Annotated in this window: 8 protein-coding genes; 7 read left to right on the top strand and 1 reads right to left on the bottom strand. The window is 71.7% G+C overall.

The features are described from left to right. The 5 genes from RB614_RS43920 to RB614_RS43900 form a co-directional block, all read left to right on the top strand. Window positions 1–603, top strand: a 603-nt coding sequence (locus tag RB614_RS43920) for an electron transfer flavoprotein subunit beta/FixA family protein (RefSeq protein ID WP_308718650.1), incomplete at its 5' end; no start/stop codon positions are given. Window positions 604–618: 15 nt separating this feature from the next. Further along, on the top strand, window positions 619–1,593 hold the full coding sequence (locus RB614_RS43915; protein ID WP_308718649.1) for an electron transfer flavoprotein subunit alpha/FixB family protein: 975 nt from the start codon (window positions 619–621) through the stop codon (window positions 1,591–1,593). Between the two features lie 65 nt (window positions 1,594–1,658). Then, window positions 1,659–2,825, top strand: coding sequence for a cysteine desulfurase family protein (locus tag RB614_RS43910; protein ID WP_308718648.1), 1,167 nt, complete (start codon window positions 1,659–1,661; stop codon window positions 2,823–2,825). An 88-nt stretch (window positions 2,826–2,913) separates the two neighbouring features. Next, window positions 2,914–3,993: a tRNA 2-thiouridine(34) synthase MnmA gene (gene mnmA, locus RB614_RS43905; protein WP_308718647.1), complete on the top strand. Its 1,080-nt coding sequence runs from the start codon at window positions 2,914–2,916 to the stop codon at window positions 3,991–3,993. Window positions 3,994–4,090: 97 nt separating this feature from the next. Continuing rightward, the gene (locus RB614_RS43900; protein ID WP_308718651.1) at window positions 4,091–5,020 is read left to right on the top strand and encodes a uroporphyrinogen decarboxylase/cobalamine-independent methonine synthase family protein; all 930 of its coding nucleotides are present in this window, start codon (window positions 4,091–4,093) and stop codon (window positions 5,018–5,020) included. Window positions 5,021–5,096: 76 nt separating this feature from the next. On the opposite strand, the gene RB614_RS43895 is transcribed toward RB614_RS43900, so the two are convergent. Then, complete coding sequence (locus RB614_RS43895; RefSeq protein WP_308718646.1) at window positions 5,097–6,461, bottom strand: TrpB-like pyridoxal phosphate-dependent enzyme; 1,365 nt, start codon at window positions 6,459–6,461, stop codon at window positions 5,097–5,099. Window positions 6,462–6,502: 41 nt separating this feature from the next. Here RB614_RS43895 and ligA point away from each other — a divergent pair, with 41 nt between their 5' ends. Beyond that, window positions 6,503–8,629 carry an NAD-dependent DNA ligase LigA gene (ligA, locus tag RB614_RS43890; protein ID WP_308718645.1) on the top strand — a complete coding sequence of 709 codons (2,127 nt, stop codon included), beginning with the start codon at window positions 6,503–6,505 and terminating at the stop codon, window positions 8,627–8,629. A 125-nt stretch (window positions 8,630–8,754) separates the two neighbouring features. Next, complete coding sequence (locus RB614_RS43885) at window positions 8,755–10,791, top strand: putative bifunctional diguanylate cyclase/phosphodiesterase (protein WP_308718644.1); 2,037 nt, start codon at window positions 8,755–8,757, stop codon at window positions 10,789–10,791. The last annotated feature ends 1,312 nt before the right edge of the window (window positions 10,792–12,103 follow it).

Below are 12,103 nucleotides of genomic sequence, written 5' to 3'. Positions count from 1 at the left end.
TTGACGATGGGGCCGGTGGGTGCGTCGGAGTCGATTCGTAAGGCGTTGTCGATGGGTCCGGATCGGGCGGTGCATGTGCTCGATGACGGGTTGCACGGTTCGTGCGCCCTGGCCACGTCGAAGGTCCTCGCGGCGGTGTTGGGCAGGCTCGGCCCGGATTTGGTGTTGTGTGGTGCGGAGTCGACCGATGGTCGGGTGCAGGTGATGGCGCACATGCTGGCCGAGCGGTTGGGGGTGGCGGCGTTGACCGGTGCGCGGAAGCTGACCGTCGAGGGCGGGTTGTTGACGATCGAGCGGCAGACCGAGGAAGGGGTCGAGGTGGTGGCCGCGCAGGCGCCGGCGGTGGTGTCGGTGTGGGACACGATCAACGAGCCGCGGTATCCGTCGTTCAAGGGGATCATGGCGGCTAAGAAGAAGCCGGTGCAGACGCTGTCGTTGGCCGATCTGGGTGTGGCGGCCGGTGAGGTGGGTGCGGCTGGTGCCAGCTCGGCGGTGGTCGGGCAGAGCAGGCGGCCGCCGCGCTCTGCTGGGGTGAAGATCACCGATGAGGGTGCAGGCGGCGTGCGGCTGGTCGAGTTCCTGGCTTCTGAGAAGTTCGTGTGAGCAGGGGTGAATTTTGTGGCTGAGGTGTTGGTCGTTGTCGAGCATTCCGGCGGCGAGGTCAAGAAGGTCACCTTGGAGATGCTCACCCTCGCCCGCGAGCTGGGCACACCGTCCGCGGTCGTTTTCGGTGGGCCGGGTGTGGTGGGGCCGCTGGTCGGCAAGCTGAGCCAGTACGGCGCCAGCACGGTGTACGCCGGTGAGGACGCGCTGTTCGAGGAGTATCTGGTCGCGCCGAAGGCGGCCGTGTTGGCTGATCTGGTGCGGTCGACCTCGCCGGTGGCGGTGCTGCTCGGCTCGACCCAGGAGGGTAAGGAGATCGCCGGCCGGTTGGCGGTCAAGCTCGACAACGGGCTACTGACCGACGTGACCGGGCTGGACGGCGACGGCACCGCGACACAGGTGATCTTCGCCGGGTCGGTGATCGTGAAGTCCCGGGTCACCCGCGGGCTGCCGCTGGTCACCGTCCGCCCCAACTCACTCACCCCCACCCCCACCCCCACCCCGGCCCCGGCCTCGGCCGGCGCGCAGGTGACGCCGTTGCAGGTCAGCGTGGACGACACAGCCAGGCTGGCCCGGGTGGTCGAACGCAAGGTCGAACCCAAAGGCGCCCGGCCGGAACTGACCGAGGCGTCGGTGGTCGTCTCCGGCGGCCGCGGCGTCGGCAGCGGCGACAACTTCAAACTCGTCGAGGAACTGGCCGACCTGCTCGGCGGCGCGGTCGGCGCGTCACGGGCCGCGGTCGACTCCGGCTTCTACCCCCACCAATACCAGGTCGGGCAGACCGGCAAAACCGTCTCCCCCCAGCTGTACGTGGCCCTGGGCATCTCCGGCGCCATCCAACACCGGGCCGGCATGCAAACCTCCAAAACCATCATCGCGGTCAACAAAGACGCCGAAGCACCCATCTTCGAACTCGCCGACTACGGCATCATCGGCGACCTGTTCAAAGTCGTACCCCAAGCCGCCGAAGAAATCCGCAAACGCAAGTAGGGCGTGAGCACGTCGCGGGCCGGGCCGGGGGATGACCCCGGCCCGGCGCATTAGGCTGATATGCGATGGCCTACATGGATCACGCCGCGACCACGCCCATGCTCAGCGAGGCGATCGAGGCGTACGTCGCCGCCGCCCGCGACGTCGGAAACGCCTCGTCGCTGCACGCGCCCGGCCGGCGCGCCCGGCGCACGGTCGAGGAGTCGCGCGAGCGGATCGCCGCCGCGCTCGGTGCCCGCCCGTCCGAGGTGATCTTCACCGGCAGCGGCACCGAGAGCGACAACCTCGCGGTCAAGGGCATCCACTGGGCCCGCCGCGACCGGGCCGCCGGCCGCAACCGGGTGATCGCCAGCGCGGTCGAGCACCACGCCGTGCTCGACTCGGTGCGCTGGCTCGAGGAGCACGAGGGCGCCGACGTCACCTGGCTCGAGGTCGACGCGCAGGGCCGGGTGCCGGTGGAGGCGCTGCGCTCCGCGCTGGACGGCGCCGGCGACCAGGTGACCGTCGTCACGGCGATGTGGGCCAACAACGAGGTGGGCACGCTCCAGCCGGTGGCCGCGCTCGCCGCGCTGGCCGCCGAGGCCGGCGTGCCGTACCACACCGACGCGGTCCAGGCGGTCGGCCAGGTGCCGGTCGACTTCGCGGCCAGCGGGGCGGCGGCGCTCAGCATCAGCGGCCACAAGCTGGGCGGCCCCACCGGCGTGGGCGCGCTGCTGCTCGGCCGCGACGTCCCCTGCACCCCGCTGCTGCACGGCGGCGGCCAGGAGCGGGACGTACGCTCCGGCACGCTCGACGTCCCCGCCATCGCCGCCTTCGCCATCGCGGTCGAGGCCGCGGTCAAGACCCAGGAGGAGACCGCGGGCCGGCTCAGCGCTCTCCGCGACGACCTGGTCTCCCGGGTACGGCAGGCGGTGCCCGACGTCGTCTACAACGGCGACCCGGCCGACCGGCTGCCCGGCAACGCGCACCTGTCGTTTCCCGGCTGCGAGGGGGACGCGCTGCTGCTCCTGCTCGACGCCCAGGACATCGCCTGCTCCACCGGCTCGGCCTGCTCGGCGGGGGTGGCCCAGCCGTCACACGTACTGCTCGCGATGGGCGCCGACGACGACCGCGCCCGATCCTCACTCCGCTTTACGCTGGGCCACACCTCCACCGGCGCCGACGTGGACGCCCTGGTCGCCGCCCTCCCCGGCGCCGTCGAGCGGGCCCGCCGCGCCGCCCAACGGAGTTGATCAGGGAGTTCGTTGGGCGAGTCGCCGGCGTGTCTCTCCACGAACTCCCTGATCAACCGGGAGGGGACGAGCAGGCTACCGTTGTCGGGTGAGAGTTTTGGCTGCGATGTCCGGCGGGGTCGACTCCGCCGTGGCAGCCGCACGGGCCGCCGACGCTGGGCACGACGTCACCGGCGTGCACCTGGCGCTGGCGCGCAACCCGCAGACGTACCGCTCCGGCGCCCGCGGGTGCTGCACGCTGGAAGACGCCCGGGATGCCCGCCGCGCCGCCGACGTGATCGGCATCCCCTTCTACGTGTGGGACCTGGCCGACCGGTTCCACGAGGACGTGGTCGACGACTTCGTCGCCGAGTACGCGGCGGGCCGTACCCCCAATCCCTGCCTCCGCTGCAACGAAAAGATCAAGTTTGCGGCGGTGCTCGACCGGGCCGTAGCCCTCGGTTTTGACGCGGTCGTGACCGGTCACCACGCCCGCCTCGGCGCCGACGGCCTGCTGCGACGCAGTGTCGACCTGGCCAAAGACCAGTCGTACGTGCTGGCCGTGCTCCGCCGTGACCAGCTCGACCGCTCGATCTTCCCGCTCGGCGACTCGACCAAGGCGCAGGTGCGCGCGGAGGCGGCCGAGCGCGGGCTGGCCGTGGCCGAAAAGCCGGACTCGCACGACATCTGCTTCATCGCCGACGGCGACACCCGGCGCTTCCTGGCCGAGCGGCTCGGCGAGGCGCCCGGCGACATCGTCGACGCCCGGACCGGCGCGGTGCTGGGCGCCCACAGCGGGGCGTACGCGTACACCGTGGGGCAGCGCCGCGGCCTGGCCCTGCGCGAGCCGGCGCCGGACGGGCGGCCGCGCTACGTGCTCTCGATCACCCCGGTCAGCAACACCGTGACCGTCGGCTCCGCCGAGATGCTCGACGTCTCCGAGGTGGCCGCCGACCGTCCGGTGTGGACCGGCGGGCCGGAGCCGGACGGGCCGATCGAGTGCGAGGTACAGCTGCGCGCGCACGGCGAGGTCGTGCCGGCGACGGTCGAGGTGGCCGGCGGGCGGATGCTCGCCTCGCTGCGCCGCCCGGCCCGGGGCGTGGCGGCCGGGCAGGCACTCGTCGCGTACCGGCCCGACCCCGCCGGCGACGTCGTCCTCGGCTCCGCCACGATTGGCACCCGTGACTGAGTTTCCTGGCCCGCTCGCTGACGACCATCGTGGGCAAGCGCCGTCCGCGCACGCTCGCTCCGGCGGATTTCCCTGGCCGCGCGGTTCGGCGACGGGCATCGGCTCGCTGCCCGGCACCGACATCGCCGAGGCGCAACGAATCGTGCTCGGCGAGCTGCCCGACCTCCCGCACCTGCCCGAGCTGCCGAACCGGGGCCCGGGCGCGGACATGGTCGGGCGGGGCGCCGCGTTCCTGGTCGAGCTGCCCGTCGAGCTGTACGCGGCCCGCTGGCGGGTGGCCGCCCGTCCCGGCCGCGACCGCCGTCGCACCCTCGACCTGCTCGAACGCGACCTCGACCAGATGACCGAGCAGGCCGCGGAGTTCGACGGGACGTTCAAGGTGCAGGCGGCCGGCCCGCTCACCCTCGCCGCCAACATCGACCTGGCGCTCGGCGGCCGCATCCTGCGCGACCACGGGGCGGTACGCGACCTGAGCGAGTCGCTCGCCGAGGGGCTGCGCGCCCACGTGGCCGACGTACGCCGCCGGCTGCCCGCGGCCACCGTGCTGCTCCAGCTGGACGAGCCGTCGCTGCCCGACGCGCTGGCCGGGCGGATCGCGACGGACAGTGGCCTGTACACGTACCGCTCGATCGAGTCGTCCACCGCGAGCTCGTTGCTGCGTACCGTCGTGGAGGCGGCCGGCGCGCCGGTGGTGCTGCACTGCTGCGCCCCGGACGTACCCCTCGACGTGGTCCGCGCCAGCGGCGCCACCGCGGTCGCGCTCGACCTGTCACTCGTGGACAAGCTCGACCCGCTCGGCGAGGCGATCGACGCCGGCCTGGGCCTCTTCGCCGGGGCCACCGGCACCTCCAAGGGCGCCGCCGACCAGGTCCTCGGCGTGTGGCGCCAGCTGGGCTTCCCCGACCAGCGACTGCCCGACCAGGTGGTGGTGACGCCCCCGTGCGGCCTCGCCGGCTCGTCCGCGACCGAGGCCCGCCGCGTGCTGACCGCCGTCCGCGAGGCCGCCCAACGCCTGCACGAGAGCTAGCTGTGATCGAAGCTCCCCTCAAGTCGCTAGAACGACGTGAAGGGAGCTTCGATCACAGCCTCCGCGGTCGGCAGCATCAGGCGGGCACCTTCGGGAGCGCGGCGACCGCGGAAGCCACCTCGGTCTCCGACAGCTCGTGGTCGACCAGGTCGCCGGCGAGGTAGGCGCCGTAGGCGGCCAGGTCGAGGTGGCCGTGGCCGCAGAGCGCGGTCAGGATCACCTTCTCCTCGCCGGTCTCCTTGCAGCGCAGCGCCTCCTCGACGCAGGCGGCGAGCGCGTGCGTGGGTTCGGGCGCCGGGACGATGCCCTCGGTGCGGGCGAACCGCACACCCGCCTCGAAGCACTCCCGCTGCGTCTTCGACACCGCCTCGATCAGCCCCAGCTCGTAGACGTGCGAGATGAGCGGGGACATGCCGTGGTAGCGCAGGCCGCCGGCGTGGATCGGGTCGGGGATGAAGTCGTGGCCGAGGGTGTGCATCTTCATCAGCGGGGTCATGCCGGCGGTGTCGCCGAAGTCGTACGCGTAGACGCCCTTGGTCAGCGACGGGCAGCTCGCCGGCTCGACCGCGCGGATCGTGACGTCCATGCGGCCGGCCAGCTTTTCGCGCAGGAACGGGAAGGCGAGCCCGCCGAAGTTGGAGCCGCCGCCGGTGCAGCCGACGATCACGTCGGGCGCGAGCCCCACCTTGGCGAACTGGGCGATCGCCTCCTCACCGATCACCGTCTGGTGCAGCAGTACGTGGTTGAGCACGCTGCCCAGCGCGTAGTTGGTGTCGGGGTTCTGCGCGGCCACCTCGACCGCCTCGGAGATCGCGATGCCCAGCGAGCCGGGCGAGTCGGGGTGCGCGGCCAGCACCGCGCGGCCGGCGGCGGTGAGGTCCGAAGGGGACGGATGGATCACCCCGCCGAACGTCTCGATCATGATTTTGCGGTACGGCTTCTGGTCGTACGAGGCGCGGACCTGCCACACCTCGCAGTCCAGCCCGTACTGGGAGCAGGCGAACGCGAGCGCGGTGCCCCACTGCCCGGCCCCGGTCTCGGTGGTGAGGCGGCGGATGCCGGCGGCCGCGTTGTAGTACGCCTGCGGCACCGCCGTGTTGGGCTTGTGCGAGCCGGCCGGCGACACGCCCTCGTACTTGTAGAAGATCTTGGCGGGCGTGCCGAGCGCCTTCTCCAGCCGGTGCGCGCGGTAGAGCGGGGAGGGGCGCCACAGCTTGTACACGTCCAGGACATCGGCGGGGATGTCCACGTACCGGTCGGTGGCCACCTCCTGCAGGATCAGGTCCATCGGGAAGAGCGGCGCGAGGTCGTCCGGACCGACCGGCTGGAGCGTGCCGGGGTGCAGGACCGGCGGCGGGGGGCTCGGCAGGTCGGCGAGCACGTTGTACCAGCGACGAGGCAGCTCCGACTCGTCCAGCAAGATCTTGGTCGGCTCGTTCATGGTCAGTCACGTTAGTCGTATCCAGCGGTTACGGTGCAGAGGTGTCTGAGGAAGTCATCCCGCAGCAGGTCACTCCGGAGCAGGTCGCGGCGGCGGGGAAAGAGCCACCCGCCGATGTCCGCGAATGCCACGCCGCGCTCGCCGCCGACGTCTCCGACCATCAGTACCGGTACTACGTGCTCGACGCGCCGACCGTCTCGGACGCCGAGTTCGACCGGCTGCTGCGCGAGCTCGAGGCGCTCGAGGCGGAGTTTCCGGCACTGCGCACCCCCGACTCGCCCACCCAGCGGGTCGGCGGCACGTTCTCGACGCTCTTCACGCCGGTCGAGCACGTCGAGCGGATGATGTCGCTGGACAACGCGTTCGACGACGAGGAGCTCTCCGCCTGGGCCGAGCGGGTCGAGCGGGACGCCGGCGAGCCGGTGCCCTACCTGTGCGAGCTCAAGGTCGACGGCCTGGCGATCAACCTGACGTACGAGAACGGGCGCCTCGTGCGGGCCGCCACCCGCGGTGACGGGCGCACCGGCGAAGACGTGACCAACAACGTGCGCACCATCCACGACGTGCCCGAGCGGCTGGCCGGCGACCACGTGCCCGACTTCCTGGAGGTGCGGGGCGAGGTCTACTTCCCGGTCTCCGCGTTCGGCGACCTCAACGCGAGCCTGGTGGAGCAGGGCAAGGCCCCGTTCGCCAACCCGCGCAACGCGGCCGCCGGCAGCCTGCGGCAGAAGGACCCGCGGATCACCGCCTCCCGCGGCCTGCGCATGGTGGTGCACGGCATCGGGGCGCGGCGCGGCTTCCAGCCACCCGCGCAGAGCGCGGCCTACGAGGTGCTGGGGGGCTGGGGCCTGCCGGTCAGCCGGCGGTGGCAGGTCAAGCCCGACATGGACGGGGTACGGGAGTACATCGGGTACTACCGCGAGCACCGCCACGACGTCGAGCACGAGATCGACGGCGTGGTGATCAAGGTCGACCCGGTGAGCATCCAGGGGCGGCTCGGCTCGACCAGTCGGGCGCCACGCTGGGCGATCGCGTTCAAGTACCCGCCCGAGGAGGTCAACACCAAGCTGCTCGACATCCGGGTCAACGTGGGGCGCACCGGGCGGGTCACGCCGTTCGCGGTGCTGGAGCCGGTGCGGGTGGCCGGTTCGACGGTCGCGCTCGCCACCCTCCACAATGCCCGCGAGGTCGAGCGCAAGGGCGTGCTGATCGGCGACACCGTGGTGATCCGCAAGGCCGGCGACGTGATCCCCGAGGTGCTGGGGCCGGTGATGGAGCTGCGGCCGGCCGACGCCCGCCCGTTCGTGATGCCCGAGACGTGCCCGGAGTGTGGCTCGCCGCTGGCGCCGGCCAAGGAGGGCGACGTCGACATCCGCTGCCCCAACAACCGCTCCTGCCCGGCACAGCTGCGCGAGCGGGTGTTTCACCTGGCCGGGCGGGGCGCGCTCGACATCGAGGTACTGGGCTACAAGGCGGCGGTGGCGCTGCTGGAGTCCGGCGTCATCCACGACGAGGGCGACCTGTTCGGGCTGACCGCCGACGACCTGCGCCGCTCGGAGTTCTTCGTCAACAAGGACGGCTCGCTCGGCAGCAACGCGGTCAAGCTGCTGGAAAACCTCGAAGAGGCCAAGGAACGGCCACTGTGGCGGGTGCTCGTCGCGCTCTCCATCCGGCACGTCGGTCCCACCGCGGCGCAGGCGCTGGCCCGGCACTTCCGGTCGATGGACGCGATGGAGAAGGCGCCGCTGGAGGAGCTCTCCGGGGTGGAGGGCGTGGGGCCGACGATCGCCGAGAGCCTGCACGAGTGGTTCACCGTCGACTGGCACCGCGAGGTGGTCGACAAGTGGCGGCGGGCCGGCGTGCGGATGGTGGAGGAGCAGGTCGACGAGGGTCCGCGCCCGCTGGAAGGGATCACGGTCGTGGTGACCGGGACGCTCTCCACGTACTCGCGCGACCGGGCCACCGAAGAGATCACCGCGCGGGGCGGCAAGGTGAGCGGTTCGGTTTCCAAGAAGACCGGTTTCGTGGTGGTCGGCGACAATCCTGGTTCTAAGTACGACAAGGCGGTATCGCTCAAAGTGCCGGTTCTCGATGAAACGGGTTTCGATGTGCTGCTGGAGCGGGGTCCGGAAGCCGCTCGGGAGGTGGCGCAGACCGGCGATGAATAACATCGCACACCACTCGCGTATCTCAAGTTAGTCACGACTGTCGCCGAATACTCCCTGCCTGAACCGCTCGCGCACCTATGGTGGTGAGCGGTTCACGCACTGGCGCGACAGCGGGGGAGGATTGCATGGAGGCCGCAGCGTCGCGGAACTCCGTTCCCCCTGAACGAGCACGCCCATTCTTCGCATTCGTATTGGCGGTCATCACAGTGGCCGCCCTTCTGTGTGTCGTTCCGCTGGCCCGCCTGCCCGGGCAGTTGCCCGACCTTCCAGCGGCGTTCTGGGTGATGGCCGGGCTAGCCGTGCTGGTCGACGCGCGCCCGTTCACCCCGCCGGGGCGACGGCAGAGCTCGGCCGTCTTCCCGTCCACCTGCTTCTCGTTCGCGATCATGTTGGGTTGGGGTCTGGCGCCGGCGGTGGCGGTGCAGGCCGCGGCGGTCGTGGTCTCCTCGTGGCGCATGCGCCATGCCTGGTGGCGGGCCGCGTTCAACATCGGGCAGTACGCGCTCGCCCTCTCCGCCGCGTACGCGGTGAGCCGCCTCGCCGACCTCGACACGATCGGGTGGGGCGATGTGGTGGTCGTGGCGGCGGCCGCCGCGGCCTGGTTCCTGGTCAAGTACGGCTCGGTCACGGTCGCGGTGCGCCTGCTCTTCGGCGGCCGCTGGTGGGCGACGTTCCGCCAGGGTCTGCCCTTCGAGCTGCTCTCGATCGGCGCGTTGTTGCTGCTCAGCCCGGTGATGCTGGCCGCCGCCGAGACGAGCGCGGCGCTGATCCCGCTCGCGCTGGTCCCGCTCTACGCGGTGTACCGGATGGCCCGCCTCTCCGCCGAGCAGGAGCAGCTCTCCCGCCTCGACCCGCTGACCGGCCTGGCCAACCGCAAGGGGCTGCTCGGCGAGGTGGTCGACCAGCTGCCCGCGCACGCCGAGCGGGGCGCCCACCTCGCGCTGCTGGTGCTCGACCTCGACCGGTTCAAGCACGTCAACGACGCTCTCGGGCACGCGGTCGGCGACCGGCTGCTGGTCGAGGTGGGCGGCCGCCTCACCGGCGCGGTACGCCCCGGCGACGTGGTGGCCCGTCTCGGCGGCGACGAGTTCGCGATCCTGGCACCGCGGTTGACCAGCGTCGACGACGGCCGCGACCTGGCCGCGCGGGTGGTGGCGGCGCTCACCCAGCCGGTCGCGCTGGACGGGCTCCCGCTCGACGTCTCCGGCTCGGTGGGCGTCGCCGTGTACCCCGCGCACGGCGAAGACTTCGCCACGCTGCTGCGGCACGCGGACGTCGCGATGTACGACGCCAAGCACCGCGGCGACACCATCGCCGTCTACGCCCCCGAGTCCGACCACAACTCCCCGGAACGCCTCAGCCTGCTCGCCGACCTCCGCCAGGCGCTGGACTGCGGTCCGGCCGGCGGCGACCGCCAGATCACCATGTACTACCAGCCGCAGATCGCGATCGACACCGGCGAGGTGGTGGGCGTCGAGGCGCTGCTGCGGTGGCGGCACCCGCGGCACGGGATGGTCGACCCGGAGGAGCTGATCCGGGTGGCCGAGCAGAGCGCGGTGATGCGGCTGCTCACCCGCCGGGTGGTAGACGACGTGGTCGAGCAGGTGGCCAAATGGAGCGCGGCCGGCCTCAAACTGCGCGCCGCGCTCAACGTCAGCGTCCGCGACCTGCACGACGGCGAGATCGCCGACCAGATCGCCGACCGCCTGGCCCGCTACGCCCTCCCCGCCGAACGCCTCCAGCTGGAGATCACCGAGGGCGCGCTGATGGCCGACCCCCGCCGCGTCCTGGCCACGATCGCCCGCCTCGACAAGATCGGCGTCGCGATCGCGCTCGACGACTTCGGCACCGGCTACTCGTCCATGCAGCACCTGCGCCGCCTGCCGCTCGCCGAGGTCAAGGTAGACCGCTCGTTCGTCCTCGGCATGTCCAACGACGCCGACGACGCCGCCATCGTCCGCTCGGTCATCGAACTGGCCGGCGCGCTCGGCCTGCGCGTCGTCGCCGAGGGCGTCGAAGACGAACGCACCTGGCGCCTCCTCCACGCCGCCGGCTGCCACGTCGCGCAAGGCTGGTTCTACGCCCGCCCGATGCCCCCCGACGAGCTGGTCACCTGGCTCGCCCGCTACCGCGCCATCAACCCCAACGGCCCAGCCACGTAGCGCCGTCTCGCGCCGCCGACAGCAGATTTGCCCACGCCCGCGCCAGTTGCGGACCGCACGCGCGGGGCCCCCGGGGAAACGTGGAGCGCAGCGGAGCGTTTTCTTGGGGTGCTTTCCCGCGGGCACCGCTCCGGCCGGCGGCTCGCTAGCGCTCCCCGAGATCCCCGACCTCCGCTGCCATGCCCGCGGTTCAAGCCCAACCCCGGCGGTCACCCGTCCACGCGCCCCCGCCCCGCCTCGGGCGCCGCCCCCGGGACGGCGGCGCGCGGGCCGCGGCATCCGCTGCGAGGCCCGCGCTCGCGGCCCAACCACCCTCGCGCCGCGCGCGTCGCTCGTCCCTGGCGCGGGTCGTGGTGTGCGTGCGGGAGCTATCGAGCTGCCCGCACAGACGGGGCAGCCTCGCGAGACGTCGACCCCGCCCGTTGGGGTGGTGTCGCGGTCGGTGGTGAAGTGCGTGACGGGCGCGCGCTGTCAGGCCTGCGGTCTCAGGCCCAGCTCAACTCCGCCCATGCCGCCGAGGGTGGGGTGTTGGTGCGGCGGCGGGAGGCTGTCGAGCTGGGCGCACCGGCGGGGCAGCTTGAGAGCTTCGCGAGACGTCGACCCCTGTCCGTTGGGCGGCTTCGTGGTCCGTGTTGAGTGCTGGGGGCGCGCTCCCCGCGCGTCCGCCCGTGCGATACCTGACGATCATTACCCAGGGCCCGCGTCCTCCCCGCGTGCCACCCGGAAAACGAGGCCCACAAAGCAGATCTAGGACGGTTAGGGCGCCATGCGAACCATAACCGTCCTAGATCTGCTCCAAGGTATGAGCTACCGCGATGCCCGTGGTGGTCCGGACCCAATGCCACTCACGCTGATTCGATCAAGGCCGTGAGCTGGGCACGGTCAGCAGCGTCAGGCTGTTGACCGGCCCGGGCCGGGCCGCGATCGATCAGGGACACCACCGGGCGGGCGTCGAGATCGTGGTACGCAGCTGCCCTCAGGCGGGCCGATCCGTACCACGATCTACTGGGACGATCCCGATCGAAGTGTCGATCATGGGATCGTCGCGGTCGCCCGGGATGCACCGTCGGCCGACCTTGATCAACTCAAGCTGACTGGCGTTGGGTCCGGACCGTTGCTCCCGCGACCTCAGCCTCCGCGCTAGGCGACCGCAACCCACCCGGCCCCGACAGGCCCGCCCGAGGCGTCAGGTGGCACTGGCCGTCGGTCAAGGACCGAGTCTCTGCTCAGCGGTACTGGAAGTACGTTATGGCGGCCTCATAACGTACTTCCAGTACCGCTGAGCGAGCCCACCCTTGGAATAGATCATCTA

This window comes from Phytohabitans maris, assembly GCF_031085175.1.
In the GTDB taxonomy this organism is placed as follows: Bacteria; Actinomycetota; Actinomycetes; order Mycobacteriales; family Micromonosporaceae; genus Phytohabitans; species Phytohabitans maris.
Note: the sequence above shows the minus strand (reverse complement) of the source record. Positions and strands in the feature narration are given on the sequence as shown.